Raw genomic sequence first — 26,725 nt, forward strand, 5'->3', positions numbered from 1 at the left:
AACCGCTGCGATCCTGGGTGCCATGAGTGCTCTCTCCGCTGACCCGGACCTGATCCGGATCGGGAATTGTTCCGGGTTCTACGGTGACCGGCTCAGCGCTATGCGCGAGATGCTGGAAGGCGGTCAGCTCGACGTGCTGACCGGCGACTACCTCGCCGAACTCACCATGCTGATCCTGGGCCGCGACCGGATGAAGGATCCGAGCCTCGGCTACGCCAAGACCTTCGTCAAGCAGATCAAGGACTGCCTCGGGCTCGCGCTCGAGAAGAACGTCCAGATCGTCACCAATGCCGGCGGGCTGAATCCGGCCGGACTGGCCGAGCAGTTGCGCAAGGTCGCCGCCGAGCTCGGGCTCGATGCCAAGATCGCGCACGTCGAAGGCGATGACCTGGTGGCGCGCGCCGCCGAGCTCGACCTCGGTCAGCCGCTCACCGCGAACGCCTATCTCGGCGCGTGGGGGATCGTCGAGTGCCTGAACTCCGGCGCCGACATCGTCGTCACCGGCCGGGTCACCGACGCCTCCGTGATCGTGGGTCCCGCGGCGGCCCACTTCGGTTGGGGCCGTAACGATTACGACGCGCTCGCCGGTGCGGTGGTCGCGGGCCACGTGATCGAGTGCAGCACCCAGGCCACCGGCGGCAACTTCGCCTTCTTCACCGAACTCGGTGACATCGGCCGCCCCGGGTTCCCGATCGCCGAGATCCGTCGCGACGGATCCTGCGTGATCACCAAGCACGACGGCACCGGCGGCGCGGTCACCGTCGACACCGTCGAAGCCCAGCTCATGTACGAGATCCAGAGCGCGCGCTACGCCGGACCCGACGTGACCACCCGCCTGGACAGCATCGTGCTGAGCCAGGAGGGCAAGGACCGGGTACTGATCAGCGGCGTCACCGGTGAGGCCCCGCCGCCGCAGCTCAAGGTCTCGCTGAACACCCTCGGCGGCTTCCGCAACGAGATGTCGTTCATCCTCACCGGACTCGATATCGAGGCCAAAGCCGAACTGGCACAACGACAGCTGGAATCGTGGTTGCCGGACAAGCCCGCCGAGCTCACCTGGACACTGGCCCGTCTCGACCGCCCCGACGCCGAGACCGAAGAGCAGGCCAGCGCGCTACTGCGCTGCGTGGTGCGCGATCCCGATCCGAACAAGGTCGGCCGCGGGTTCTCCAGTGTCGCCGTGGAATTGGCGCTGGCCAGCTACCCGGGCGCCAGCTTCACCGCACTGCCCGGAAACGGCTCGCCCTACGGCGTCTTCACTCCCGGCTTCGTCGACGCGCACGAGGTACCGCACGTCGCCGTACTGGCCGACGGCACCCGGATCGACATCACTCCCGCCACGGACACCGTTGTGCTCGAACCTGTTTCCGAGCCCGAGCTGCCCGCCCCGCTGCCTCCCACCGAGACCGGCCGCGTCCCGCTCGGCACGATCGCGCTCGCCCGCAGCGGCGACAAGGGCGGTGACGCCAATATCGGCGTGTGGGTGCGCACCGACGACCAGTGGCGCTGGCTCGTGCACACCCTCACCGTCGAAAAGCTGCGAGAACTACTCCCCGAGACGGCCGACCTGACCGTCACCCGCCACGTGCTGCCCAATCTGCGCGCGGTCAACTTCATCATTTCCGGGCTGTTGGGCAAGGGCGTCGCCTATCAGGCGCGTTTCGACCCGCAGGCCAAGGGGCTCGGCGAATGGCTGCGCTCCCGCCACCTCGATATGCCGACGGAGCTGTTCGCATGACATCAGTTTGGGAAACGCCGGAGCGAAAAGAGCTGCGCGCCACCGTGCGCGGGTTCGTCGAGCGGGAAATCCTGCCCGACCTCGATGCCTGGGAGCGGGCCGGCGAACTGCCGCGTGAGCTGCACAAGAAGGCGGGCGAACTCGGCCTGCTCGGCATCGAGTACCCGGAATCGGCGGGCGGTGAGGGCGGCAACGCCATCGACTCGGTGATCGTGGGCGAGGAGATCCATGTCGCCGGTGCGTCCGGCGGGCTGTGGGCCTCATTGCTGACCTGTGGAATCGCGTTGCCGCACATGATCGCCTCGGGCAACCAGGCCCAGATCGACCAGTGGGCCAAGCCGACGCTGGCCGGTGACCTGATCGGTTCGCTGGCCATCACCGAACCCGGCGGCGGTTCCGATGTCGGCCACCTCACCACCACCGCCGTGCGTGACGGTGAGGACTTCGTCATCAACGGCGCCAAGACGTTCATCACCTCGGGCTGTCGGGCCGACTTCGTCGTCACCGCGGTGCGCACGGGCGGCCCTGGCGCGGCCGGTGTTTCGCTGATCCTGGTGCCGAAGGGCACGCCGGGCTTCACCGTCAGCCGCAAGCTGGAGAAGATGGGTTGGCTGGCCTCGGATACCGCCGAGCTGTCGTACGTCGACGTGCGGGTGCCCGCCTCGAACCTGGTCGGCGCCGAGAACAGCGGCTTCGCGCAGATCGCCGCCGCGTTCGTCAGCGAGCGGGTGGGCCTCGCGGTGCAGGCGTATTCGCTGGCCCAGCGCGCGCTCGATCTCACCGTGCAGTGGTGCCGCGATCGCGAGACCTTCGGTCGCCCGCTGATCAGCCGCCAGAAAGTACAGATGACGCTCACCGATATGGCGCAGCGCGTGGATATCTCACGTACCTACACCCGGGCGCTGGTCGAGCGCTACGTCGCCGGCGACGAGAACCTGATCGCTCAGGTGTGCTTCGCCAAGAACAACGCCGTCGAGACCGCCGAATGGGTGGCCAACCAGGCCGTGCAGTTGCACGGCGGGATGGGCTACATGCGCGAGGCCGAGGTCGAACGCATCTACCGCGATGTGCGCATCATCGGCATCGGCGGCGGCACCAACGAGATCCTGACCATGCTGGCGTCGAAAGTATTGGGGTACCAGTCGTGACGACCTTCCGTTCCCTCATCGACACCGCCTCGCCCGAGTACACCGCGGCCGCCGAGGCGATGTCCACCAAGCTCACCGAGGTCGAGGCGGAGTTCGCCAAGGCCATCGCCGGTGGCGGCCCCGAGAAGGTGGCCCGCCACCACAAGCGGGGCAAGCTGACCGCCCGTGAGCGCATCGAACTGCTGCTCGACGAGGACTCGCCGTTCCTCGAGCTGTGCCCGCTCGCCGCGTGGGGCAGCGACTTCCACGTCGGCGCGTCGACGATCGCCGGTATCGGTCTCGTCGAGGGTGTCGAGTGCATGATCGTGGCGCCCGACCCGACGGTGCGCGGCGGGACGTCGAACCCGTGGACGCTGCGTAAGACACTGCGCATCAACGACATCGTCCGGGAGAATCGTCTGCCGGTGATCTCGCTGGTCGAGTCCGGTGGTGCGGACCTGCCGACGCAGAAGGAAGTGTTCATCCCGGGTGGCGCGATGTTCCGCGACCTCACCCAGGCTTCGGCGGCCGGGATCCCCACCATCTCCTTGGTTTTCGGCAACTCCACCGCCGGTGGCGCCTATATCCCCGGCATGTCCGACTACGTGGTGATGGTCAAGGAAGCCGCGAAGGTCTTCCTCGCGGGCCCGCCGCTGGTGAAGATGGCCACCGGTGAGGACTCCGACGACGAGACCCTCGGCGGCGCCGAGATGCACGCCCGCACCTCGGGTCTGGCCGACTACATGGCCGCCGACGAGCAGGACGCGATCCGCCTCGGCCGCAATATCGTTCGTCGCCTGAACTGGAAGAAGCAGGGGCCGGAGCCGCGCGCGGAGGTGATCTCGCCGATCTACGATCCCGAGGAACTGCTCGGCATCGTGCCCTCGGATCTGAAGATCCCGTTCGATCCCCGCGAGGTCATCGCCCGGGTGGTCGACGGGTCCGACTTCGACGAGTTCAAGCCGCTCTACGGTTCGAGCCTGGTCACCGGTTGGGCCGAGATCAACGGTTACCCGATCGGCATCCTCGCCAACGCGCGTGGCGTGCTGTTCTCCGAGGAATCGCAGAAGGCCACCCAGTTCATCCAGCTGGCGAACAAGAAGAACACGCCACTGTTGTTCCTGCACAACACCACCGGCTACATGGTCGGCAAGGAGTACGAGCACGGCGGCATCATCAAGCACGGCGCGATGATGATCAACGCGGTCGCCAACTCCACGGTGCCGCACATCTCGCTGCTGGTCGGCGCCTCCTACGGCGCCGGGCACTACGGCATGTGCGGGCGCGCGTTCAATCCGCGTTTCCTGTTCGCCTGGCCGAGCGCGAAGTCCGCCGTCATGGGCGGGGCGCAGCTGGGCGGCGTGCTCACCATCGTGCAGCGCGGCGCGGCCGAGTCCAAGGGCCTGCCGTTCGACGAGGAGGCCGCCGCCGGTCTCGCCGCGATGGTCGAGGCGCAGATCGAGGCCGAGGCCATGCCGATGTTCCTGTCGGGCAGGCTTTTCGACGACGGCATCATCGACCCCCGCGATACCCGCACCGTGCTGGGAATGGCTCTGTCGGCCATTCACACAGCCCCGATCAAGGGCGCCGAGGGCTTCGGCGTCTTCCGAATGTGAGGCGCGACAACATGGCCATTACGAATGTCCTCGTTGCCAATCGTGGTGAGATCGCGCGCCGCGTGTTCGCCACCTGCCGTCGGATGGGCATCGGTACCACCGCGGTCTACTCCGACGCTGACGCCGCGTCGCCGCATGTCGCCGAGGCCGACGCTGCCATCCGGCTGCCCGGCAACACTCCCGCCGAGACCTATCTGCGTGGCGAGCTGATCATCGAGGCCGCGCTGTCGGCCGGTGCCGACGCGATCCATCCCGGCTACGGATTCCTCTCCGAGAACGCCGAATTCGCGCGGTCCGTACTCGACGCGGGTCTGGTCTGGATCGGCCCGCCCGTCGCGGCCATCGAGCAGATGGGCTCCAAGGTCGAGTCCAAGAAGATGATGGACGCCGCCGGTGTTCCCGTCCTCGCCGAGCTCGATCCGGCCGAGGTCACCGACGCGCACCTGCCCGTGTTGATCAAGGCGTCCGCCGGTGGTGGCGGACGCGGTATGCGCGTGGTGCGCGGGCTGGGCGAACTGCAGGATCAGATCGCCGGTGCCCGGCGCGAGGCCGAGTCGGCCTTCGGTGACGCGACGGTGTTCTGCGAGCGCTACCTCGAGACCGGCCGGCACATCGAGGTCCAGGTCATGTCGGACACTTTCGGCAAGACGTGGGCTGTCGGCGAGCGTGAGTGCTCGATCCAGCGACGTCATCAGAAGGTCGTCGAAGAAGCGCCCTCGCCGCTGGTCGAGAAGATCGACGGCATGCGTGATCGGCTGTTCGAGGCGGCGCGTCTGGCCGCCGAGGCGATCGGGTACGAAGGCGCGGGCACCGTCGAGTTCCTGGCCGACGAGAAGGGTGACTTCTTCTTCCTGGAGATGAACACCCGTCTGCAGGTGGAACATCCGGTCACCGAGCAGACCACCGGCCTGGACCTGGTCCGCCTGCAGTTGCAGGTGGCATCGGGTCTGCCGCTGCCGGTGACCCAGCCCGCCCAGCGTGGTCACTCGATCGAGGTTCGTCTCTACGCCGAGGACCCCGCGCACGACTGGCAGCCGCAGAGCGGTCCGGTGCACAAGATCGAGATCCCGTTCACCGCTGGTGAATTCACTGTTCTCGACCAGCCCGGCGTGCGCCTGGACACCGGTGTCGTCGACGACTCGGTGGTCGGCGTCCACTACGACCCGATGCTCGCCAAGGTGATCTCCTACGCCGAAACCCGCGCGGAGGCGGCACATCTGCTCGCCACCGCGCTCCAGCGCGCCAAGATCCACGGCCTGGTCACCAACCGCGACCTGCTCGTGCGCGTGCTGCGGCACCCGGCGTTCCTCGCCGGCGACACCGACACCGCCTTCTTCGCCACCCACGACCTGGCCGTGCTCTCGGCGCCGCTGGTATCGGAGGCCGACGAGGCGTTGTCTATTGCCGCTGCGGCACTTGCCGATTCGGCTGCCAATCGCGGCACCTCGCGCCTGGCCGGACTCACCCCGAGTGGCTGGCGCAACCTGTCTTCGCTGCCGCAGACCAAGTCTTACGAAAGCCGCACCTCCGGCACCCACGAGGTGCGCTACCGCTTCACCCGCACGGGTGTCGCGGTCGAGGGCCACGACGGTCTCGAGCTCATCTCGGTCGCGCCCGATCGGGTAGTCCTCGGTGTGCCGGGTGAACGTGGTTCGGTGCGTAGGCAATTCGAGATCGCCCGCTACGGCGATCACGTCGCGGTCGACTCCCCGCTCGGCCCGGTGGCCGTGCGCAGGCTGCCCCGTTTCACCGACCCTTCGGAGCAGGTGGCCGCCGGTTCGCTGCTCGCGCCGATGCCCGGCAGCGTGATCCGCCTCGGTGCCGCCGAAGGCGACCACGTCAAGCAGGGGCAGCCCATCCTGTGGCTGGAGGCGATGAAGATGGAACACACCATCGCGGCCCCGGCGACCGGCATTCTCAGTGCACTCAACGTGACCGTCGGCCAGCAGGTCGAGGTCGGAACCGTCCTCGCCGTCGTCGAGGAAGAAGAGCAGGAGCAGGCATGAGCTTCATCGAAACCGAAGAGCAGAAGGCGCTGCGCGCGGCGGTCGCCTCGCTGGCGAGCAAGTACAACTACCGCGACTACGTGCTGCCGCTCTCGCGCAAGAACGAGCCGCTCACCGAACTGTGGGACGAGGCGGGCAAGCTCGGCTTCCTCGGCGTGAACCTGCCGGAGGAGTACGGCGGCGGTGGCGCGGGCATGTACGAGCTGGCGCTGGTGCAGGAGGAGCTGGCGGCGCAGGGCGCCGGGCTGCTGCTGATGGTCGTCTCGCCTGCCATCTGCGGCACCATCATCACCAAGTACGGCACCGAGGCGCAGAAGCAGACCTGGCTGACCAAGCTGGCCGACGGCTCGTCGAAGATGGTCTTCGCGATCACCGAACCCGACGCCGGCTCCAACTCGCACCAGATCACCACCACCGCCCGCCGCGACGGCGGCGACTGGATCCTCAACGGCCGCAAGATCTTCATCTCCGGTGTCGATCAGGCCGAGGCCATCCTGGTGGTCTCGCGTACCGAGGACCACAAGACCGGCAAGCTCAAGCCCGCGCTGTTCATCGTGCCGGTGGACGCGCCCGGCCTGGTGAAGAACGTCCAGGAGATGGACGTGATCGAGCCGGACAACCAGTTCACGCTGTTCTTCGACGACGTGCGCCTGCCCGCCGACGCCCTCGTCGGCTCAGAGGACGCGGCCATCGCCCAGCTGTTCGCCGGACTGAATCCCGAGCGCATCATGGGCGCGGCCATGGCGGTCGGCCTCGGCCGCTACGCCATCGACCGGGCTGTGGAGTATGCCAAGGAACGCACGGTCTGGAAGACGGCGATCGGTGCGCACCAGGGTATTTCGCATCCGCTGGCCCAGGTGAAGATCGAGCTGGAACTGGCCAAGCTGATGATGCAGAAGGCCGCGACGCTCTACGACACCGGCGACGAGTTCGGCGCCGCCGAGGCTGCCAACATGGCCAAGTACGCGGCCGCGGAAGCCAGTATCAAAGCATTGGACCAGTCGATTCAGACCCACGGCGGTTCGGGCCTGACCCGTGAGGTCGGGCTGGCGGCCATGCTGCAGGCCGCGCGTATCTCGCGCATCGCGCCGGTCAGCCGCGAGATGATCCTGAACTTCGTCGCCCAGCATTCGCTCGGCCTGCCGCGCTCGTACTAGGCACAACGGTGGTCGCCCCGGCAGGTGGGGCGACCACCCCTACCGGATGAACAGGAGTCCCGATGAGTGACGCGACGGAAGCACCGTTCGTCCGCTACGAGGTCGTCGACGGGTTCGCCACGCTGACCTTCGATTCCCCGCACAACCGTAATGCGCTCTCGTCCAAGCTCGTTCGCGAGCTGCTCGCCGGATTCGACGCCGCGGCCACCGATCCCGCCGTGCGCGGCATCGTGCTCGCCCACACCGGCGACACCTTCTGCGCGGGCGCCGACCTCAAGGAGGCGAGCACCGCCGACCCCGCGGTGGCCGCCGACGAACGCACCCGCGTGATGATCGACGTGCTGCGCGGCATCCTCGCCTCGCCCAAGCCGGTGATCGCGCAGATCGACGGCAATGTCCGGGCCGGCGGCATGGGCATCATCGGGGCCTGCGATCTCGTGGTCGCGGGGCCGGGCAGTAGTTTCGCGCTCACCGAGGTGCGCATCGGGATGGCGCCGTTCATGATCTCGCTCACGCTGGTGCCGCGGCTGGACCAGCGGGCCGCGAGCCGCTACTTCCTGACCGGCGAGAAGTTCGACGCCGCGACCGCGCAGGAGATCGGCCTGGTCACCGTGGCCGCGCAGGACGCCGCCGCCGAGGTGAAACGCCTGAGTGGCGAGCTGCGCAAGGGGTCGCCGCAGGGTCTGGCCGAGTCCAAGAAGCTGGTCAACGCGGCCGTGCTGGCCACATTCGACGCCGAGGCCGAAGCACTGGCCAAGCGCTCGGCGAGCTTCTTCGGCACCCCCGAGGTGATCGAGGGCATGACGGCCTTCTTTCAGAAGCGTCCGCCCAGCTGGGCACAATAGTCCGATGGCGACACCCCACGAACCCAAGCAGGACCGCAGCCGGGCCACCCGGCAGCGGCTGCTGGAGGCGACCATCGACTGCCTGGCCGAAACCGGCTGGGCAGCCGCCACCGTGTCGGTGGTCGCCGAGCGGGCCGGGGTGTCGCGCGGCGCCGCCCAGCACCATTTCCCCACCCGCGAGGACCTGATCACCGCCGCGCTCGAGTTCATGTTCGAGTTCCGGATGGACCAGGCCAAGGCCGAAGCCGAAACGGTGAACGCGGTCGCCCAGGGTGAAGGTCGCACGCGCGCGGTCGTGTCCGCGCTCGTCGAGTCCTACACCACCCCGTTCTTCAAAGCCGCCCTCCAGGTCTGGACCCACGCCGCCGCCGACCCGGCCCTGCGCGAGCGCATCCTGCCCCTCGAGGCCCGGTTCGGCCGCATCTCGCACCGCCGCGCCATCGAAGCGCTCGGCGTCGACGACTCCGACCCGGTGACCCACCATCTCGTCCAGGCCACCCTCGACCTGGCCCGCGGCCTCGGCCTCGCCGACGTCCTCACCGACGACTCCGCCCGCCGCAAACTCATCGTCGATCAATGGGCCGCCACTCTCCACACCGCCCTGAACCTGTCCCACTGAACCCTTGTGACCTGGTTGTTCCGGGGTATATAGTTCGGCCATGGGGGAATATATATCGAGGGACTGTGCGATGACCAAACGCCTGATCGAGATCGACGACGAGCTACTCGAGTCCGCGCAGGACGCGCTCGGGACCGCCGGCGTCTCCGATACCGTTCGTGCCGCGCTGAACTCGGCCGTGGTGGCGCATGCGCGCGCGAGCGAAGTCGAATGGTTGGTCAACGGCGGCATGGCCGAAATGGCCGACAAGGATCGGCGCGACGACGTATGGCGATAACGGCGCGCTATCTCATCGACACCAGCGCGGCCGCTCGAATGCGTCATCCGGACGTGGGGGCCGCACTCGGGCCGCTGCTCGAGGCCGGGTTGATAGCCACGTGTGCACCGCTCGATTCCGAGGCGCTCTACAGCGCTCGAAGCCCGGCTGAATACGAACAGATTCGTTTTCGACGCCGCGCAGCCTATGAGTACCTGCCCACCAATGACGAACACTGGCAAAGCGCCTTCACGATTCAACGCGAACTCGCGCGGTCGGGCCGCCACCGCGCGGTCGGTATCCATGACCTGCTCGCTTCGGTGTTGGCGATAGAACACCGCCTTGTCCTGTTCCACTACGACTCCGATTTCGAAACGGTCGCATCGGTGGTGGACCTCGATCACCGCTGGGTCGCGCCTCGGGGGAGTCTCGAGACATCGTGACCAGGTGATGTCACACTCCGGTCGCCTACTTCGTCGACTCTGTGAACCCGCAAGAAGCGATGAAGGAGTGGATCATGGTGGAGCAGAAGAAGATCGCGGTGGCGGGGGCAACCGGGCGGTTGGGTCGGCACGTGGTGGATGTGCTGGTCGAGCGTGGGTATGACGTTGTCGCCTTCTCGCGCGCCGACGGTGTCGACATCGAGACCGGTGCGGGTCTCGACGACGCGTTGACCGGGGTCGACATCGTTATCGACGCGTCGAGTACGCCGTCGGCCGATCAGCAGGTGGCGACCGACTTCTTCACCGCTTCCGCGCGGAACCTGCATGCGGCGGGGGAGCGGGCCGGGGTCGAGCGGCTGGTGGTGGTGTCCATCATCGGGATCGACGGTTCGCTCGCCGGGTACAACGCCGCCAAGCTGGCCCATGAGCAGGAATTGCTCAAAGGGGCTGTGCCGGTGCAGATCCTGCGTGCGGCGCAGTTCCACGAACTTGTCGAGGTGATGGTCGGATGGGGGACACAGGACGCCGTCGCCTACGTCCCCGGCATGCGTACCCAGCTGGTCGCCGCCCGGACCGTCGCCGAGGCGCTGGTCGACCTGGTCGCGAATCCGATTGCCGCCGAAGATATTCCGTTCCCCGAGATCGCGGGTCCGCAGCCGGAGACGATGGCCACTGCCGCCGCGGCGCTGGTAGCGGCTCGTGGCGATGCCCTGCAGATCATCGAAACGTCGGACTCGGCCGACCCCGACCGCGAGCAATTCGAAAACGGCACCCTGCTGCCTTCCCCGCACGCCACCCTGGCCGGTCCGTCCTTCGCCGAGTGGATCGCAGCCACGGTTTCCGCTGCTCGCTGAGGCTGCCGAACGCGGGGTCCGAGTAGCGGCGACGGTAGGCGACACCTGGGTGGTCACACGAAGGCCGGACCCGGCGGATCGGGGTGATCCGCCGGGCCCGGCCAAGTGCCGCGACGGCTACGACTTCGGTTGGGTGAGGTCGTAGAGAGTGACCCCGTCGACTGTCGTCGCGGTGTAGTTCGCCGTCACCCAGGCGGTGATCGCCGAACTGGTCGATGCGCTGTTCCCACCGGGGCCACCGCGCCCACCGGCGACGAAGTAGTGGATCTTTCCGTCTGCCACGTACTGCTGGAACTGTTCGAGAGTGGGCGACGGGTCGCTGCCGTTGAACCCGCCGACCGGCATCACCGGCAGTTCGGTGGCGAGCTGATACCCGGCTGCGCTGTTGGAACCGACGGCCGCCGCGACCCAGGTGTAGTCGGTGCCGTTCGACTCGAGCAGCGTGACGATCTGGTCACTCGGCCGCGATCCGCCCAGCAATCCACCCGCGCCACCCATGCGCTGGTCACCGCCGTTCGTACCCTGCGCGGCACCGTCCGACGCGGCCGTGCCGTCTTGCCCTGGCGTGCCACCGTCCGACGGCATGCCGGTCGGCGCACCCGTAGCCGCACCGTCCGGGGGTGTACCGCCGGGCGCGGCACCGTCCCTGGCGGAGCCATCGGCGCCGGGCCTGCCACCGTCCCCGCCGGGACGCATACCGGGTCCACCCATTCCGTGCATTCCGCCGGAACTCGGTCCGGCGGAGGGGATCGCACCGGAATGCGCGGACGCGAGGGTGTCGACCGAGTAGGCGATCGGGCCGGCGAGGCCGATGAAGGCCGCGGCGAGCGCCACGATCACCGACTGCTTGCGGGCCAGTGGGAACACGAAGGCAACGGTGGCGATGACACCGACGACAAGGATCGCCCATCGCAACCACGGCTGGAAGGAGGCACTGCGCGACAACAACATCCACGCGGTCGCCGTGGTGAGCGCAATGGCCATCGCGCCCGCGCACCGCACCCACAGCCGATCACGCGAATCCCAGATCTGCGCGGCCCCGATCCCGGCCAGCGCCGCGACAGCGGGCGCGAGCGCCACTGTGTAGTACTGGTGGAAGATTCCCGCCATGAAGCTGAACACCAGACCGGTGACGAGAAGCCAACCGCCCCAGAGGATCAGCGCGGCCCGTCGGGGATCGGTGCGCGGCGCTCGCCCGCGCAGTGCCAGCCCGACCACGAGCGTGAGCAACGCCGCCGGAATCAACCACGCGATCTGACCGCCCTGCGCGGGTTCGAACATCCGGGTGATCCCGGTGCTTCCCCACATCCCGTTGCCGCCCGCGGGCAGTTCTCCGCCCGGTCCGACACTTCCGGTCTCGTTGCCGTTCAACCGCCCGAGCCCGTTGTATCCGAGGGTGAGCTCGATGATCGAATTGTTCTGCGACCCACCGATCCACGGCCGCGAATCCGACGGCCACAGCTCCACCGCCACTATCCACCAACCCGCGCCGGCCACCATCGCCGCACAGGCGGCGAACAACTGCGCGATCCGCTTGCCCAGCTTCGGGGGTCCGGCGATCAGATACATCAGTGCCAGCGGCGGCACCACCAACAGCACCTGCAACTGCTTGGCCAGGAACCCGAATCCGATGAACGCGCCGGTGAGCAGCAACCAGCGCCACCGGCCGTCCGCGACCGCTCGCGTCATCGCCCACGCGGCCGCGATCATCAGCAAGACGAGCAGCGCGTCGGGATTGTTGAACCGGAACATCAGCACCGCGACGGGAGTCACCGCGAGCACCGTGCCGGCGATCAACCCCGCCGCGGGGCCGAACGATCTGCGCACCGTCGCCCACAGCAGCGCGACGCTCGCGACACCGAGCAGTACCTGCGGCACCAGCATGCTCCAGCTGTTGAGCCCGAACAGCCGGACCGACAGTTCCATCACCCACAGCGAAGCGGGCGGTTTGTCGACGGTGATCGAGTTGGCGGCATCGGAGGAGCCGAAGAAGAACGCCTCCCACGATTGCGAACCTGCCTGTACCGCAGCGGCATAGAAGTCGTTGGCCCAGCCGTTGGCGCTCAGATTGATGAGATAGGCGATCAGCGTGCCGAGCAGCAACGCCGCCAATGCCGTTCGCTCCCAACGCTGTCGGGTCGGCGGTGCCTTCATGGTGTCGGCTGGTGGGGAGGGTGCGATGGTCGTGGTCATCGACGGACCCCCACCGCGTGCGGGCGCGCTGCCGAATCCGCGCTGTCCGTGGCTACGAACACCGGCGAGACGCCTGTGGTCCGATCGGCGCCCGCGTGCCGGAACACCCAGCGCAGGCCGACGAAACGAGCAAGTGTCGCAACGAGATTGGCGGTGATCAGGACAGTGAGTTCCACCGCGACGGGCGCGTCGGGAGCCCAGCGATGCAGGGCGAACAGGGACCCGCTGGTGATCGCCAGCCCGAACGCGAAGATGGCCAAGCCCTGGAACTGGTGCGACATCGCGTTGCCGCGTCCGCGCACGCCGAAGGTGAATGCCCGGTTGGCGGCCGTATTGCCCACCGCGGTGACCAGCAGCGACATCAGATTGGCGCCCTGACTGCCGACCAGCGGCTGCAACAGCAGATACAGGGCGATGTAGGCGAGGGTCGAGGTCACCCCGACGATCGCGAACCGCACCAGCTGCCCGACCATGCCGAGAGGTACTCCGGCGACCAGCGGTTCACGCCCGACCGCGGCCCGCAGCTCGTCCAGCGGGAGGGCGCCGGTGGTCAGCGCCCTGGTCAACCGCCAGATCCCGCGCAGGTCCTTGCGCGCGGTATCGACGATGTCGACCCGGCTGTCGGGATCGTCGATCCAGTCGACGGGCACCTCGTGAATCCGCAGACCCGCCCGCTCGGCCAACACCAGCAGCTCGGTATCGAAGAACCACTCGCCATCTCGAACCAGCGGCAGCAGTTCGCGCGCGACTTCGGTGCGCACGGCTTTGAATCCGCACTGCGCATCCGAAAAGCCTGCCCGCAGCGTTGTTTTCAGCAGCAGGTTGTAGCAGCGGGAGATGATCTCACGCTTGGGTCCGCGCACCACGCGAGCCGACGCGTCGAGTCTGGTGCCGATCGCGAGATCGGAATGCCCGGACACCAGCGGCGCGATCAGCGGCAGCAGTGCGTCCAGGTCGGTCGACAGGTCGACGTCCATGTACGCGACCACCGCCGCGTCCGAGGCTTCCCACGCGGTCCGCAACGCCCGTCCGCGCCCTTTGGCGTCCAGGTGCAGCACCTCGACGCCGTCGAGTTCCGCGGCCAGCAACTCCGCCACCGCGAGAGTGGCATCGGTGCTGGCATTGTCGGCGATGGTGATGCGGGCCGTGAACGGGAATCCGGCGCGCAGATAGGCATGCAACCTCCGCACGCACAGGCCGAGATCGACCTCTTCGTTGTAGACGGGTATCACTACGTCGAGCACCGGCGCGCGGCTGCTCTGCATGGCCTTCTGCTCGGCCTCGGTCTGAGTCATGACACCCAGACTCGATGGCCGCGCTGCCACCGAGCTGGGACCGAGCTGGGAGGTTGCTGGGGATCGTGGTCAGCCGCGACGCAGGCGCAGCACGCTGTCGGCGCGCTCGCCGACCACACCGTCGGGGCTGGTCGAGGGGCTGTGGACCAGCTCGGCGGTCTCGACCTGCCACGCGGGCCCGAGCTCGAGCTGCTCGAGTACCTGCTCGATGGTCGGGAACACATGAGCGTGCATCTCGCTGGAGGCCCAGCTCGGCGCCGCAGCGTGGGCGCCGATCACCAGTACGCCACCCGGCGCGACAGCGGCAGCCGCGCTGCGCAGAATCCCGGCCCGCTCGTCCGGCCGCTCCACCGGCGAGTGCAGGAACTGCGCCGACACCAAGTCGAAGGTGCCTGCCGGGAAGCTGGCCTGGAGGTCGTGGCGCTCCCACGCGATCGTCACGCCTGCCTCGGCGGCCCGGCGCGCGCCACGCTCCATCGCGGTGGCGGAGATGTCGACCGCGGTGACCTGCCAGCCGGCCTTCGCCAGCCAGATCGCATCGGCGCCCTCGCCGCAGCCCAGGTCCAGGGCCGTTCCGGGGGTCAGCTCGGAGACCTCGCGCACCAGGAGGGGGTTCGGGTTACCGGTCCAGATCTGCGCACGTTCGCGGTAGAAGTCTTCCCAGAACTCTTCGGCGTTCGCCACGGTCTCGGTCATCGATGCTCCTGGTCAGTCAGGGTGAAAGGATCGTCCGATAGTGCATCGGCGGCTCCGATGACCGCCAGAAATCTTGCTGTTTCAGCAAATGTGTTCCCGCTCTCGGTGGGGTGCGTAACCCCCGGTACGGCCCGTCCTAGTATTACTACCGTGACGCGCGGTTACCCCAAGACGGACGAGGCGCCGCGGCGTCGTGTCGACGCGCGGACCGAACGCTGGCGTGAGCATCGCGTGCAGGTGCGTATCGAATTCGTCGACGCGGCGTTCCGGGCGCTCGATCAGATCGGGCCCGATGTGAGCATGGGCGATATCGCCAAGGAGGCCGGTGCGGCCAAGCCGAAGCTGTATCGCCATTTCGAGGACAAGACCGACCTCTACAACGCGATCGTCGACCGGGTCCGCGACATGCTCTGGGAGCGCGTGCTCACCAGCGTGAATCTCACCGACGATTCGATCAGCGAACTCGTCCATACCGCGGCCACCGAATACGTGGCGGTCGTGTCGGCGCACCCGAATGTCTTCCGGTTCATGCTGCACAGCCATTTCAGCCAGCAGGCCAAGGAAACCGAACGCGCGCTGGTCGCGGCCCGCCAATCGGCGAGACGGGCGGCGGAATTCTTCGCGGGCCTGCTGCCGACGGAATCGATCGACGTGACCGGGATCGAATTGGTGAACTATTCGATTTTCGGCGCGGTCGCCTCGGCCACGGACTGGTGGCTCGGCGCGAACCAGCGCGAAGTATCGGCGATGCCGGTAGAGCGCTTCGTCGACTATCTGGCCGAGAGCATCTCGGCGCTGGCACAGGCGCACGCCCGCTTCAACGGGGTCAAGATCGACCCGTCGAAACCGTTGCACATCGCTTTCGGTCTCCACTGAAACCTCGCGCCCGACACGAACTCCGTTGTTCTCGCCGATCACGCCTTTGGGGTCGGCGGGGGTGCGATGAGTTCAGTATGAACCTGGGCACCGACAAGTTCGTGACGCCACGCTAGGCGTACCTGCGCCTTCGCTCCGCCCGTGCGCGGCTGAGGAACGCGGCGCGGCTGCGCCGATCATGCGTCGGCGTGGAGTCTCCAGAGCGGTGAGACGGGGCCGTGGCCTGCGCCGAGATCGTAGGAGGCGGCGAGGCAGCGGTAGGTCCACTCCTTGGCGAACTCCACCGCGTCGGGCACCGAGTAGCCGTTGGCGAGCGCGCTGGCGATCGCCGCGGCCAGGGTATCGCCACCGCCGTGATCGTTGCCGGTGGCGATGCGCGGCGCGCTGAACTCACGGAACGTGTCGCCGTCGTAGAGCAGGTCGGTGCTGAATTCCGAGGCGCGCAGGTGCCCGCCCTTCACGATCGCCCACTGTGCGCCCAGCGCGTGCAATGCCTCGGCGGCCTTGCGCGCGGTGGCGTCGTCGACCACCTCGATGCCGGTGATCAGGCGCACCTCGTCGAGATTGGGGGTGACGACGGTCGCCAGCGGAATCAGCGTATTGCGCACTGCCTCCAGGGCTTCCGCGTGCAGCAGTGGGTCGCCGTGCATGGAAGCCGCGACGGGATCGACCACCAGCGGGATGGTGCCCTCGCGCCCGATCCCGAGCTCGCGGCACACTTCGGCGACGGCCTCGATGATCGCGGTGGAGGCGAGCATGCCGGTCTTGGCCGCGCCGATGCCGATATCGCGAACGACCACACGCACCTGATCGGCCACGATCTGCGGCGGAATCTCGTGAAAACCGCTGACGCCGACCGTGTTCTGCACGGTCACGGCGGCCACTGCCACACACGCGTGCACCCCGCACAGCGCCATGGTGCGCGAATCGGCCTGGATGCCCGCGCCGCCACCGGAGTCGGTGCCCGCGATGGTGAGCGCGCGAACGGGGGTCTGGCCATCGGGGGTCAGCGGCAACATCTTCACGCCCCAACCCTACGACCGCACTCGCCGTCGCGAGACCCCACCTGGGCACTGCAAATGAAAACCATTATCATTAAACGGTGACCAACACCCTGACACCTCTGCCCGTCACCGTCCTGTCCGGCTTCCTCGGCGCCGGCAAGACCACGCTGCTCAATCACATCCTCGCCAACCGCGACGGCCGCCGGGTCGCGGTGATCGTCAACGACATGAGCGAGGTCAATATCGACGCGGCGCTGGTCGCGGGCCAGGGGCACCTGGATCGCACCGAGGAGAAACTGGTCGAACTCACCAACGGCTGCATCTGCTGCACCCTGCGCGAGGACCTGATCGAGGCCGTCGCCCGCCTGGCGCGCGAGGGCCGCTTCGACCAGCTCGTGATCGAGTCGACCGGTATCTCCGAACCCATGCCGGTGGCCGCCACCTTCGACTGGGAGTTCGACGACGGATTCCGCCTCGGCGACATCGCCCGCCTCGACACCATGGTCACCGTCGTCGACGCCTCGACCTTCCTGGCCGAACTCGTCCGTGGACAGGCGCTCGCCGAACGCGATCTCGAAGCGGGCGAGGGTGATGCCCGCTCGATCGCGGATCTGCTGGTCGATCAGGTGGAATTCGCCGACGTGCTGTTGATCAACAAGACCGACCTGGTCAGCGCGAACGCCGCGGCCACGGTCGAGGCGACGGTGCGCAGGCTCAACCCGCGAGCGCACGTGCTGCGAACCGAAGGGGGCGTCGTGGATCTGAACGAAGTGCTTGCCACGGGACGCTACAACCCGGTGGTCGCGGCCGAATCCGAGGGCTGGGCAGAGGAATTGGCGGGGGGACACCCTCCCGAGACCGAGGAATACGGGATCAGCAGCTTCACCTTCCTCGCCGACCGGCCTTTCCATCCGCAACGCCTCGCCGCCGCGCTGGAGCGATTGCGGGGGATGTTGCGCAGCAAGGGATTCTGCTGGATCGCGAGCCGCCCCGAGCTGGCGGCGATCTGGTCGCAGGCAGGCCCGAATCTGACCTTCGAGCCCGGCGCGTGGTGGTCGGAACTGGAAGTGCCCGCCGGACAGGAGCTGGTGTTCATCGGGGTGCGCCTCGACGCCCCCGCCGTGCGGCGCGAACTCGACGCCGCACTGCTCACCGATGCGGAGTTCGCGGCGGGCCCGAGCGCGTGGACCGGCTACGCGGATCCGTTCCCGGCCTGGGCCGATCTGCACGAGCATCACTGATTGGCATCTTTGGTGCGCGTATCACACTGCGCTGGTGCATGATTCGAATGGGCCGCGACCCACGCACCGATGAGGGGAGCGTGGGCCGCGGCACCTGAAGCGAATCAGGCGAGCCCGGCGAAGAACTCGCGGATGTCGCCGACCAGCACCTCGGGCGCCTCGTGCGCGGCGTAGTGCCCGGCCGCGTCGTTCGCGCCGCCCGTACCCGCGCTGGTGTCGTAGGAATGCCAGCTGACGATCTTGCTGTGGTCGCGCTCGGCGAAGCGGCGGATCGACTGGAAATCGCCGGCGAACATGGCCAGCCCGGTCGGGACCGTGGTCGGCTCGGTCGGCTGCTCGGCGGCGTGCGCGTCCTCGTAGTAGAAGCGCAGCGACGAACCGGCCGTCCCGGTGAGCCAGTACAGCGCCACATTCGCGATCACGAACTGCGCGTCGAGCGACTCGCCGAACAGCTGCGCGTTCCAGCCGAGCAGACCCACCGGGGAATCGGCGAGCGCGTAGGCCAGGGTCTGCGGCTGCTGGCTGTGCAGGGTGTTGAAGGCCATCTTGTTCTCGTGGAACCACTGAAGATGTTGCAGCGCGGCCATATCCGCCTCGGAGAGGCCCTCGAATTCGGCCGGGTCGCCGGACGGGAACGAGAACAGCTGGGTGACGTGCACGCCGATCACATTGTCGGGCGCGATCCGGCCGATCTCGGGGGAGACCATCGAGCCGCCGTCGTTGCCGATGGCGCCGTAGCGCTGGTAGCCAAGGCGCGTCATCAGCTCGGCCCAGGCGCGGGCGGTGCGGTAGCGGTTCCAGCCGGTGCTGCGGGTGGGGCCGGAGAAGCCGAAACCGGGCAGCGAGGGGATGACCAGGTGGAAGGCGGGCGCGTCGGCCGATTCCGGCTCGGTGAGGGGCGCGATCACGTCGACGTATTCGAGGATCGAACCGGGCCAGCCGTGGGTGAGGATCACCGGCGTCGCATCGGCGCGCGAGGAACGGATGTGCAGGAAGTGGATGTCCTCGCCGTCGATCTCGGTGGTGAACTGCGGGTAGGCGTTGAGCTCGGATTCCAGCGCGCGCCAATCGAACTTCTCGAGCCAGTACTCGGCGAGAGCGCGGACGCGACCGGCCGGGACGCCGTAGGCATCGCCGACGCCGGGCAGCTCGTCGGGGTACAGGGCGCCGCGCAGCCGGTCGGCGAGATCGTCGAGGCGGGCCTGCGCGATGTCGATGCGGAACGGGGTGATGGTGGCGGTGGCCATGTCGACTCCTCTAATTGAAACGGAATGTTTCGTTCTGTTCCAACCTTAACAGAACGGAGCATTCCGTTTCAAGTGGTAGGCTGATATTCATGGCGAAGCAGACCGAAACCGCAGATCAGCCCCGCTTGCCCGGCCGCAAGGCGCAGGCCGCGCGCAACGACGGACTGATCCTCGACGCCGCCCGCGCGGTGTTCCTCGACGATCCGAACGCGCCGATCGCCGCCGTCGCCGAACGGGCGGGCGTCGGGATCAGCGCGCTCTACCGGCGCTATCCGAGCAAGGAGGTACTGCTGCGCACCCTCTGTCACGAAGGGCTGCGGCGATTCAACGCGGAAGCGGACGCCGCGCTGGAGGATTCGGACGGCTGGCGCGGGTTCGTCGGATTCTTGGAACGGGTCGTCGAGGCCGACGTGCACTCGCTCACCGTGCGTCTGGCGGGCACCTTCACACCCGACGAGTCGATGCTGCCCGATGTCGTGCACTCGGGCGAGGCGGGCGAGGAGCTGGTCCGCCGCGCCCACGCCAGCGGTCGCCTCCGGCCCGACGTCGACGCCCTCGACCTCGGCCTGATCCTGGAGGCCTGCTCGGCCATCACCATGCCCGACCCGGTACGCACCGCCGAACTGCGCCAACGTGTCCTCGCTCTGATGGTGGACGGGCTCACCGCCGAGGGTGAGTTACCGGGCCCACCCCCGGCGACCGGTGAATTCGCCTGGCGATGGGAACGCAGACCCTGACCGCGACGAGCGACCGATCCGGCTCTGCTCCGGAGCGCGGAACTGGCAGACTTGGCGCATCATCCCGGACGGCAACGCGGAGGCGCGTAGTGAACTGGACCCTGGAAGTTGTGATCGTCCCGGTTACCGATATCGATCGGGCCAAGGATTTCTACGCGCGTCAGCTCGGCTTCGCCGTCGACCATGACACGGTGATCTCCGACGACGTGCGCATCGTGCAACTCACCCCACCCGGCTCTGGCTGCTCGATCGTCATCGGCAAGGGGGCGGTGCCGGAGATGCCGCCGGGCTCGTTGAAGGGCCTGCAACTCGTGGTTCCCGATATCGAGCAGGCGCACGCGGAGCTGGTGGCGCGGGGAGTCGAGGTCAGCGAGGTGCAGGAGCTGGGCAAGAATCCGCGGCCCGTCCCGCATCCGCTCGACAATGTCGGCTTCGTGTTCTTCAGCGATCCCGACGGCAATGGCTGGGCGGTGCAGCAGATCTCCAGTCGAGCCGACAAATCCTCGAGCTGATCCGAACCCTGTCGGTATACCGCTTCGGGCGGGCACCATGCTCGCATGCTGTTGGAGAGGCCCACCGAAACCGGCGAGCGACGGATCCCGCTGTACCGTCGCCCGGGGTTCCTGCGTGCGCTCTCGCCGATCGCGGTGTTGGTCATCTGGCAACTCGCCAGCGCCAGCGGCTCGATCCCGGCCAAGAAACTGCCCGCGCCGTCCGCGGTGCTGGACGCGGGTCTGGAAACCTACCGGTCCGGCCAGCTCACCGAGGCCCTGCTGGTCTCCGGCCAGCGCGCGCTGTACGGCTTCGCGCTCGGCGCGGTTCTCGCGCTGGTACTCGGCGTGCTCGCCGGCCTGAGCAAGATCGGTGAGTACGCGGTCGACCCGCCGCTGCAGATGATCCGCACCATCCCGCTGTTCGGCCTGATCCCGCTGTTCATCATCTGGTTCGGCATCGGCGAGGAACCCAAGGTCTACCTGATCGCCCTCGGCGTGTTCTTCCCGCTGTACCTCAATACCTTCTCGGGCATCCGCCAGCTCGACCCGAAACTGCTCGAACTCGGCAGCGCCCTGCACCTCGGACTCGCCGAACGACTGCGCCTGCTCGTGCTCCCCGGCGCCCTGCCGCAGATCCTGGTCGGCGCCCGGCAGAGTCTCGGCATCGCCTGGCTCTCGCTCATCGTGGCCGAACAGATCAATGCCAGTGCCGGACTCGGCTTCGTCGTCAACAACGCCCGCGAATTCCTGCGCACCGACATCGTGGTGTTCGGCCTGGTGGTCTACAGCCTGCTCGGCCTGCTCACCGACTCGATCGTGCGACTGCTCGAACGCCGCGCCCTGCGCTGGCGCCCGGCGGTGCACCGCTGATGTCCGCACCTTCCGCCGACTCGAGGACCCACCCCGTCCTGCGAGTGGGCAGGCCCGCTACCCGCCGCCGTTCGATCGCGAGGTTCACACCATGACCGCTGCCGCCGCCACGACTGTCACCCCCATCTCCTCGCGGTCGGCCCGCGTCGCTGCCGCGCGAATCACCGGTCTCAGCAAGCGATTCGGTGAGCGCACCGTGCTCGACGGGATCGATCTCGAGATCGGCGCGGGCGAGATCGTCGCGCTGGTCGGGCGCAGTGGATCCGGCAAGTCCACGCTGTTGCGGATCCTCGGCGACCTCGATACCGCCACTCGCGGTGAGGTGTCCGTCGAAGGCAGGCCGACGATCGTCTTCCAGGAACCCCGCTTGATCCCGTGGCAGCCGGTGGTGCGCAATGTTGCCCTCGGCAGGCCGAAGCCGCGCAATCGACGTGCCGACGAGCAAGCCGCCCGCGACCTGCTCGCCGAAGTCGGCCTCGCCGGTCGCGCCGACGCGTGGCCGCTCACCCTGTCCGGTGGTGAGGCCCAACGTGCCGCGCTGGCAAGGGCATTGGTGGCCGAGCCGACTCTGCTGCTGCTCGACGAGCCCTTCGGCGCACTCGACGCCCTGACCCGGCTGACGATGCACGAGCTGCTCCTGGGCCTGCACGCCCAGCGCGAATTCGGCGTCCTGCTGGTGACCCACGACGTGCTGGAAGCGATCACCCTGGCCGACCGTGTTCTGGTCCTCGACGACGGCCGAATCGCCGCCGACGTCCCCATCGAGCTGCCACGCCCACGCACCGCCGCCGCGCCGGAAGTCGCCGAATACGCGACGCGACTGCTCGCGCTGCTCGGCGTCACACGCTGAACCCCTCCGCACCAACGCACGAAAGTTGTTCCAGTGAAACGCACTCCGATGTCCCGTCTGGCAGGCCTCGCGCTCGCCGTTGCCGCAACGCTCACACTGAGCGCCTGCGGTGACGACGCGGCGACCGAGAGCGCACCCTCGGGCCCGGTCGACCTCAGCACCGTCACGCTGAAAGTCGGTGATCAGAAGGCGATTTCGATCGAGGTGCTGCTGAAGGCATCGGGACAGCTGGAGAACCTGCCCTACAAGATCGAATTCTCCACCTTCACCGCCGGTCTGCCGCTGGTCGAGGCGGCGAGCGCGGGTGGCATCGACATCGCCCAAACCGGCAATACCCCGGTGATCTTCGGCGCGGCCGCCGACGCCGACATCAAGATCGTCGGGGCGCTCTCGGCCACCGGCAAGGGTGACGCGATCCTGGTCGGCAAGGACTCGACGATCGCCTCCGTCGCGGCGCTGAAGGGCAAGAAGGTCGCCGTCTACAAGGGCAGCTCGGCCAATGCGAACCTGCTGCTGCAACTGCAGAAGGCGGGCCTGTCGCTGAGCGATGTCGAGCCGGTCTACCTCGCACCCGGCGACGGCTACACCGCGCTCACCCGCGGTGACGTCGACGCCTGGGCCACCTGGGACCCCTATACCGCCATCGCGGAAAAGGAGATCGGCGCCAAGTCGATCGCCACCGCCGACCAGGCCGCCAACGGCTACAACTTCTGGGTAGCGGGCAACAAGACCGTCGCCGACGCGGGCAAGTCCGCCGCCCTCGCCGACTTCTTCCAGCGCTACGCCGCCGCCACCAAGTGGTCCGCGGACAACCTCGACACCTGGTCGACCAAATACGCCGAACTGACCCAGATCAGCGTCGACGCCTCCCGCACCACCTGGACCCGCTCGATCAAGGAGCCGATCAAACTCACCGACCAGGTCATCGCCTCCGAACAGGAAATCGCCGACGCCTTCACCAAGGCCAAAGCCATCCCCGGCAAGGTCGACTTCAAGTCCTACGTCGACACCCGCTTCGACAAGGCGTAAGTCCCGCGCCGCTACGCTTTTCCGAACGCGAGCGCGACATTGTGGCCGCCGAATCCGAACGAGTTGTTGACGGCGTAGTCGATCTTGTGCGGTCGGGCCGCCCCGGCGACGATATCGAGATCCATCGCCGGGTCGGCGTTGTCGAAATTCAGTGTGGGCGGGACGATCTGCTCACGCAGGCTCAGGATCGTGAGCACCGATTCGAGCGCGCCCACCGCGCCGATCGAATGACCGAGCGCTGACTTCGGCGCGTACACCGAGGCATCGGGAGCGACCGCGGTGATCGCCGCCGCTTCGGAAGCGTCACCGATCGATGTCGACGTCGCGTGCGCGTTCACGTGATCGATGTCGGAAACCCGCAGCCCCGCAGTGTGAATCGCCTTGCGCATCGCCCGCGCCGCACCGGTGCCCGCCGGATCGGACGCCACGATGTGGAAGGCGTCGGAGGTGATGCCCGCACCGAGCACCCGCGCGTGAATCCGCGCACCGCGCGCCTTCGCGTGCCGCTCGGATTCGAGTACGAGCAGCGCACCGGCCTCGCCGAAGACGAAACCGTCGCGGTCGCGGTCGAAGGGCCGGGAGGCGCGCTCGGGCTCGTCGTTGCGGGTACTCATCGCCCGCATCATCGCGAAGCCCGCGATGGGGACCGGGTCGATATGTCCTTCGACGCCGCCGGTGACCACCACATCGGCCTCGCCGGTGCTGATCAGCCGCCACGCGTGCGCGATCGCCTCCGACCCCGACGAGCAGGCCGAAACCGGCGCGAAAACCCCACCCTGCGCGCCGATTTCGAGCCCGACTGTGGCGGCGGGTCCATTGGGCATCACCATCGGCACGGCCAGCGGCGAGACCTTGCGGTAGCCACCCGCCCGCATCGCGTCGACGGCATCGATCAGCGCGTCACCGCCGCCGAGGCCGGTGCCGATGGCCACGGCGAGCCGCTCATGGTCGACTTCGGGTGCGCCCGCCGCCTGCCAGACCTGTCTGCCGAGGACCAGAGCCATGCGTTCGACGTAGGAATGTCTGCGCTGCTCGATCCGCGTCAGCTCGGCGTCGGGCGAGGTGACCAGTGGTCCGCCGATCCGCACCGGCAGATCGTGTTCGGCGAGGAACTCCGTGGGTAGCGCACGGATTCCGCTCTCGCCGCGCAGCAGACGCGACCAGGTCTCGTCCATGGTGTCGGCCAGTGCGGTGGTCGCCGCGTACGCGGTCACCACCACGCCGTCCCGGGTTTCTGAAGCGATCGGTACAGTCACGCTGACATGAATACCTGTAGCACTCGCTACAGTCAACCCATGGCCCGTCCACTCGACCACCGCAAGCGCGCCGAGATGCTGGCCGGCGTCGTCGCCTATATCGCGTCGCACGGCTTGGCCGAGCTCTCGCTGCGACCGCTGGCCGCGGCGCTCGGGACCAGCTCGCGCATGCTGATCTACTACTTCGGAACCAAGGAAGAACTGCTGGTCCAGGCATTGGCGACACAGCGACCCGACCTCGCCGCGCTGTTCGCCGACATCGTGGAGCCCGCGCAGCTACTCGAGCGGCTGATCGGCTTCTTCGACGTGAATTCCGATGGTGCCGAAGCCGACAGCGTGCGGGTGCTGCTGCAGGTGCTCGGTGCCGCGTGTGCCCCCGGCTCGCCGTACCAGGACTACGCCAACGCCGCGATCGCCACCTTTGTCACCGAGCTCGCCGCCGCGCTCCGCCGAACCGGGCTGGCCGAGGATCCCGAGGTGGTGTCCACGCTGCTGGTCTCCGGATTGCGCGGCATCATCCAGGACCGTGTGATCACGGGCGACCGGGAACGCACGGGCCGCGCCGCGCGCGCCCTCATCGAGGCGGTCCTGCCCGGCTGAGCACCCATCGGTGATCGGCCCGCGTCGGCCTTCGCGTGCTCGGATCGCGGCCGGACCTGCCGCGAGCGTTGCCGGGCGGGCACCACTGTTGTGGGTAGCTTGTCGTCAACGGACGTCGAGGGCCGAGCGGCCGGTGAGGTGGCCAGGGTGAGCGAAGCGCGGGACGAGTCCTACGGGTCGGTGCGCTGGGTGATGCTCGGGGTGCTGTGCGCCAGCCTGTTGCTGGTGGCGATGGATGCCACGATTCTCAATGTCGCGTTGCCGTCGCTGATCGAGGATCTGCAGATCGGGCCGCTGGAACAGCTGTGGATCATCGATATCTACGGGCTGGTGCTCGGCGGGCTACTGATCACCACCGGTGCGCTCGGTGACCGGGTGGGGCGAAAGCTGTTGTTCATCAGCGGGTTCGTGCTGTTCGGCATCGCTTCGGTGGTCGCGGCCACCGCCGCGAGCGCGGCCCAGTTGATCGGCGGGCGGGTATTGCTCGGGATCGGCGGTGCGATGGTGATGCCATCGACGCTGTCGCTGATCCGCAACATCTTCACCGACGTGCGCGAACGCACCATGGCCATCGGGATCTGGGCGGCGGTCGCGGGTGTCGGCGCCACGGTCGGACCCATCGTCGGTGGGTTCCTCGTCGAGCACTTCGGGTGGGCGTCGGCGTTCTGGCTCAACGTGCCGGTGGTGGTCGTGACGGTGGTGGTGGGGCTGTGGGTGTTGCCGGAATATCGTGCGCCGCAGGCGGGCAGCCTGGACTGGTTCGCCGCGGCGCTGTCGGTGGCGGGCATCGTCTGCCTGGCGTGGGGCATCAAGCACCTCGCGAAAGGTGAAGCGAGTCAGGTGGACTGGACGATCCTGGTCATCGGCATCGCGGCGCTGACCTGGTTCACCCGTCGTCAGCTCACCGCCACCGACCCGCTGCTCGACGTGCGGCTGTTCCGCAACGGCGCGTTCACCGCGGCGGCCGTCGCGACGCTGCTGGCCATGATGGCGATCGGCGCGGCCATGTTCCTGATCTCGCTGTGGCTGCAATACGTCCACGGCTACAGCCCGTCGCAGGCGGGTATCCGGATGTTGCCCGCCGCGCTCACGCTGCTCACCGCCTCCCTGCTCACGCCGTTTCTGATGGAGAAGTTCGGTGTCCGTGCGGTGCTCGGTTTCGGTCTCGGCGCTGTCGCCCTCGGCTTCCTGCTGTTGGCGGTGAGTCCGGAACCCACCACCTATCCGGTGGTGGCGCTGGTGCTGGTGTCGTTCGGTCTCGGCGACGGCATGGCCGTGACGGCGGCGGCCGCGGTCCTGGTCGGCGCCGTGCCCGCGGACCGGGCGGGCCAGGCGGGTGCGGTGGAGGAGACCAACTACGAGGTCGGCGTCGGTTTCGGCGTCGCCCTGCTCGGCAGCCTGCACGCCAGGATCTTCAGTCAGCACATGACGGGCCTGCCCGTCCCCGCCGACAAGCTGGACCAGGCGAGCGGTTCGATCGGCGGGGCGGCCGAGGTGGCCACCGACCTCCCCGAACCCGCCCGCGACGAACTCGCCCATGCCGCCGGCCATGCCTTCGACGTCGCCCTCACCACCACGTCCTACATCTCGGCCGCCGTCGTCGCGGTGGTGGCTGTCGGCACGGTCTGGCTGGTCCCGAAAGGCTTCCGCGTCACCGGCGACCACTGAGGACGCAC

25 protein-coding genes are annotated in these 26,725 nt (G+C 68.0%); 19 read left to right on the top strand and 6 right to left on the bottom strand.

Annotation, left to right across the window (positions count from 1 at the left end; all coding sequences use genetic code 11):
* Positions 1-22 precede the first annotated feature (22 nt).
* The 10 genes from ACFVJ5_RS22710 to ACFVJ5_RS22755 all read left to right on the top strand — a co-directional run bounded on the left by ACFVJ5_RS22710 (position 23) and on the right by ACFVJ5_RS22755 (position 10,661).
* Positions 23-1,738: an acyclic terpene utilization AtuA family protein gene (locus ACFVJ5_RS22710; protein ID WP_379222845.1), complete on the top strand. Its 1,716-nt coding sequence runs from the start codon at positions 23-25 to the stop codon at positions 1,736-1,738.
* Positions 1,735-2,886, top strand: coding sequence for an acyl-CoA dehydrogenase family protein (locus tag ACFVJ5_RS22715; protein WP_379222847.1), 1,152 nt, complete (start codon positions 1,735-1,737; stop codon positions 2,884-2,886). The genes ACFVJ5_RS22710 and ACFVJ5_RS22715 overlap by 4 nt, the downstream gene beginning before the upstream one ends.
* Positions 2,883-4,481, top strand: a complete 1,599-nt coding sequence (locus ACFVJ5_RS22720; RefSeq protein ID WP_358061506.1) for a carboxyl transferase domain-containing protein — start codon at positions 2,883-2,885, stop codon at positions 4,479-4,481. Before ACFVJ5_RS22715 ends, ACFVJ5_RS22720 begins: the two co-directional genes overlap by 4 nt.
* A gap of 11 nt (positions 4,482-4,492) precedes the next feature.
* Positions 4,493-6,487: an acetyl/propionyl/methylcrotonyl-CoA carboxylase subunit alpha gene (locus tag ACFVJ5_RS22725; protein WP_379222849.1), complete on the top strand. Its 1,995-nt coding sequence runs from the start codon at positions 4,493-4,495 to the stop codon at positions 6,485-6,487.
* Positions 6,484-7,644: an acyl-CoA dehydrogenase family protein gene (locus ACFVJ5_RS22730; protein WP_379222851.1), complete on the top strand. Its 1,161-nt coding sequence runs from the start codon at positions 6,484-6,486 to the stop codon at positions 7,642-7,644. Before ACFVJ5_RS22725 ends, ACFVJ5_RS22730 begins: the two co-directional genes overlap by 4 nt.
* 62 nt (positions 7,645-7,706) lie before the next feature.
* Entirely contained in the window at positions 7,707-8,489 is a 783-nt protein-coding gene (locus tag ACFVJ5_RS22735; protein WP_379222853.1) for an enoyl-CoA hydratase family protein, read from the top strand.
* 4 nt (positions 8,490-8,493) lie between these two features.
* Complete coding sequence (locus ACFVJ5_RS22740; protein WP_101465384.1) at positions 8,494-9,108, top strand: TetR/AcrR family transcriptional regulator; 615 nt, start codon at positions 8,494-8,496, stop codon at positions 9,106-9,108.
* A gap of 70 nt (positions 9,109-9,178) precedes the next feature.
* Positions 9,179-9,385, top strand: a complete 207-nt coding sequence (locus tag ACFVJ5_RS22745) for a hypothetical protein (protein WP_056814932.1) — start codon at positions 9,179-9,181, stop codon at positions 9,383-9,385.
* Positions 9,376-9,807, top strand: a complete 432-nt coding sequence (locus tag ACFVJ5_RS22750) for a PIN domain-containing protein (protein WP_379222855.1) — start codon at positions 9,376-9,378, stop codon at positions 9,805-9,807. The genes ACFVJ5_RS22745 and ACFVJ5_RS22750 overlap by 10 nt, the downstream gene beginning before the upstream one ends.
* Positions 9,808-9,881: 74 nt before the next feature.
* Positions 9,882-10,661, top strand: a complete 780-nt coding sequence (locus ACFVJ5_RS22755; protein WP_379222857.1) for an SDR family oxidoreductase — start codon at positions 9,882-9,884, stop codon at positions 10,659-10,661.
* Between the two features lie 117 nt (positions 10,662-10,778).
* Here ACFVJ5_RS22755 and ACFVJ5_RS22760 read toward each other — a convergent pair whose 3' ends face one another.
* The 3 genes from ACFVJ5_RS22760 to ACFVJ5_RS22770 form a co-directional block, all read right to left on the bottom strand.
* Complete coding sequence (locus ACFVJ5_RS22760) at positions 10,779-12,854, bottom strand: glycosyltransferase family 39 protein (protein ID WP_379222859.1); 2,076 nt, start codon at positions 12,852-12,854, stop codon at positions 10,779-10,781.
* Positions 12,851-14,149 carry a glycosyltransferase gene (locus ACFVJ5_RS22765; protein ID WP_379222861.1) on the bottom strand — a complete coding sequence of 433 codons (1,299 nt, stop codon included), beginning with the start codon at positions 14,147-14,149 and terminating at the stop codon, positions 12,851-12,853. Before ACFVJ5_RS22765 ends, ACFVJ5_RS22760 begins: the two co-directional genes overlap by 4 nt.
* Before the next feature lie 69 nt (positions 14,150-14,218).
* Positions 14,219-14,845: a class I SAM-dependent methyltransferase gene (locus tag ACFVJ5_RS22770; RefSeq protein ID WP_379222862.1), complete on the bottom strand. Its 627-nt coding sequence runs from the start codon at positions 14,843-14,845 to the stop codon at positions 14,219-14,221.
* A gap of 150 nt (positions 14,846-14,995) precedes the next feature.
* Between ACFVJ5_RS22770 and ACFVJ5_RS22775 the strand changes: the two genes are divergently transcribed.
* Positions 14,996-15,721, top strand: coding sequence for a TetR/AcrR family transcriptional regulator (locus ACFVJ5_RS22775; protein WP_379222864.1), 726 nt, complete (start codon positions 14,996-14,998; stop codon positions 15,719-15,721).
* Positions 15,722-15,897: 176 nt separating this feature from the next.
* On the opposite strand, the gene thiD is transcribed toward ACFVJ5_RS22775, so the two are convergent.
* Complete coding sequence (thiD, locus tag ACFVJ5_RS22780) at positions 15,898-16,746, bottom strand: bifunctional hydroxymethylpyrimidine kinase/phosphomethylpyrimidine kinase (protein ID WP_379222866.1); 849 nt, start codon at positions 16,744-16,746, stop codon at positions 15,898-15,900.
* Positions 16,747-16,823: 77 nt separating this feature from the next.
* Between thiD and ACFVJ5_RS22785 the strand changes: the two genes are divergently transcribed.
* On the top strand, positions 16,824-17,966 hold the full coding sequence (locus tag ACFVJ5_RS22785; protein ID WP_379222868.1) for a GTP-binding protein: 1,143 nt from the start codon (positions 16,824-16,826) through the stop codon (positions 17,964-17,966).
* A gap of 104 nt (positions 17,967-18,070) precedes the next feature.
* On the opposite strand, the gene ACFVJ5_RS22790 is transcribed toward ACFVJ5_RS22785, so the two are convergent.
* Positions 18,071-19,213: an epoxide hydrolase family protein gene (locus ACFVJ5_RS22790; protein ID WP_379222870.1), complete on the bottom strand. Its 1,143-nt coding sequence runs from the start codon at positions 19,211-19,213 to the stop codon at positions 18,071-18,073.
* A gap of 89 nt (positions 19,214-19,302) precedes the next feature.
* On the opposite strand from ACFVJ5_RS22790, the gene ACFVJ5_RS22795 reads away from it, so the two are divergent.
* From ACFVJ5_RS22795 to ACFVJ5_RS22815, 5 genes are all read left to right on the top strand, one after another.
* On the top strand, positions 19,303-19,950 hold the full coding sequence (locus ACFVJ5_RS22795) for a TetR/AcrR family transcriptional regulator (RefSeq protein ID WP_379222871.1): 648 nt from the start codon (positions 19,303-19,305) through the stop codon (positions 19,948-19,950).
* An 89-nt stretch (positions 19,951-20,039) separates the two neighbouring features.
* The gene (locus tag ACFVJ5_RS22800; RefSeq protein ID WP_379222873.1) at positions 20,040-20,462 is read left to right on the top strand and encodes a VOC family protein; all 423 of its coding nucleotides are present in this window, start codon (positions 20,040-20,042) and stop codon (positions 20,460-20,462) included.
* Positions 20,463-20,507: 45 nt separating this feature from the next.
* On the top strand, positions 20,508-21,314 hold the full coding sequence (locus tag ACFVJ5_RS22805; protein WP_378633747.1) for an ABC transporter permease: 807 nt from the start codon (positions 20,508-20,510) through the stop codon (positions 21,312-21,314).
* Positions 21,315-21,405: 91 nt separating this feature from the next.
* Entirely contained in the window at positions 21,406-22,164 is a 759-nt protein-coding gene (locus ACFVJ5_RS22810) for an ABC transporter ATP-binding protein (RefSeq protein WP_379222875.1), read from the top strand.
* A 33-nt stretch (positions 22,165-22,197) separates the two neighbouring features.
* Positions 22,198-23,193, top strand: a complete 996-nt coding sequence (locus ACFVJ5_RS22815) for an ABC transporter substrate-binding protein (protein ID WP_379222877.1) — start codon at positions 22,198-22,200, stop codon at positions 23,191-23,193.
* 11 nt (positions 23,194-23,204) lie between these two features.
* On the opposite strand, the gene ACFVJ5_RS22820 is transcribed toward ACFVJ5_RS22815, so the two are convergent.
* Positions 23,205-24,449 (bottom strand): KasA/KasB family beta-ketoacyl-ACP synthase, encoded by a 1,245-nt coding sequence (locus ACFVJ5_RS22820; protein WP_379222879.1) that lies wholly within the window; start codon positions 24,447-24,449, stop codon positions 23,205-23,207.
* A gap of 39 nt (positions 24,450-24,488) precedes the next feature.
* Between ACFVJ5_RS22820 and ACFVJ5_RS22825 the strand changes: the two genes are divergently transcribed.
* Positions 24,489-25,049 carry a TetR/AcrR family transcriptional regulator gene (locus ACFVJ5_RS22825; RefSeq protein WP_379222881.1) on the top strand — a complete coding sequence of 187 codons (561 nt, stop codon included), beginning with the start codon at positions 24,489-24,491 and terminating at the stop codon, positions 25,047-25,049.
* Positions 25,050-25,196: 147 nt separating this feature from the next.
* Positions 25,197-26,717 (top strand): MFS transporter, encoded by a 1,521-nt coding sequence (locus ACFVJ5_RS22830; RefSeq protein WP_379222883.1) that lies wholly within the window; start codon positions 25,197-25,199, stop codon positions 26,715-26,717.
* Positions 26,718-26,725 lie beyond the last annotated feature (8 nt).

The organism is Nocardia sp. NPDC127606 (assembly GCF_042671725.1).
In the GTDB taxonomy this organism is placed as follows: domain Bacteria; phylum Actinomycetota; class Actinomycetes; order Mycobacteriales; family Mycobacteriaceae; genus Nocardia.

Coding starts and splice junctions, on each gene's coding strand:
- ACFVJ5_RS22745 (WP_056814932.1), top strand. CDS start 9,179: ATGACCAAACGCCTGATCGAGATCGACGACGAGCTACTCGAGTCCGCG.
- ACFVJ5_RS22795 (WP_379222871.1), top strand. CDS start 19,303: ATGGCGAAGCAGACCGAAACCGCAGATCAGCCCCGCTTGCCCGGCCGC.
- ACFVJ5_RS22735 (WP_379222853.1), top strand. CDS start 7,707: ATGAGTGACGCGACGGAAGCACCGTTCGTCCGCTACGAGGTCGTCGAC.
- ACFVJ5_RS22760 (WP_379222859.1), bottom strand. CDS start 12,854: ATGACCACGACCATCGCACCCTCCCCACCAGCCGACACCATGAAGGCA.
- ACFVJ5_RS22810 (WP_379222875.1), top strand. CDS start 21,406: ATGACCGCTGCCGCCGCCACGACTGTCACCCCCATCTCCTCGCGGTCG.
- ACFVJ5_RS22730 (WP_379222851.1), top strand. CDS start 6,484: ATGAGCTTCATCGAAACCGAAGAGCAGAAGGCGCTGCGCGCGGCGGTC.
- ACFVJ5_RS22750 (WP_379222855.1), top strand. CDS start 9,376: ATGGCGATAACGGCGCGCTATCTCATCGACACCAGCGCGGCCGCTCGA.
- ACFVJ5_RS22755 (WP_379222857.1), top strand. CDS start 9,882: ATGGTGGAGCAGAAGAAGATCGCGGTGGCGGGGGCAACCGGGCGGTTG.
- ACFVJ5_RS22805 (WP_378633747.1), top strand. CDS start 20,508: ATGCTGTTGGAGAGGCCCACCGAAACCGGCGAGCGACGGATCCCGCTG.
- ACFVJ5_RS22770 (WP_379222862.1), bottom strand. CDS start 14,845: ATGACCGAGACCGTGGCGAACGCCGAAGAGTTCTGGGAAGACTTCTAC.
- ACFVJ5_RS22710 (WP_379222845.1), top strand. CDS start 23: ATGAGTGCTCTCTCCGCTGACCCGGACCTGATCCGGATCGGGAATTGT.
- ACFVJ5_RS22825 (WP_379222881.1), top strand. CDS start 24,489: ATGGCCCGTCCACTCGACCACCGCAAGCGCGCCGAGATGCTGGCCGGC.
- ACFVJ5_RS22725 (WP_379222849.1), top strand. CDS start 4,493: ATGGCCATTACGAATGTCCTCGTTGCCAATCGTGGTGAGATCGCGCGC.
- ACFVJ5_RS22715 (WP_379222847.1), top strand. CDS start 1,735: ATGACATCAGTTTGGGAAACGCCGGAGCGAAAAGAGCTGCGCGCCACC.
- ACFVJ5_RS22790 (WP_379222870.1), bottom strand. CDS start 19,213: ATGGCCACCGCCACCATCACCCCGTTCCGCATCGACATCGCGCAGGCC.
- ACFVJ5_RS22765 (WP_379222861.1), bottom strand. CDS start 14,149: ATGACTCAGACCGAGGCCGAGCAGAAGGCCATGCAGAGCAGCCGCGCG.
- ACFVJ5_RS22740 (WP_101465384.1), top strand. CDS start 8,494: ATGGCGACACCCCACGAACCCAAGCAGGACCGCAGCCGGGCCACCCGG.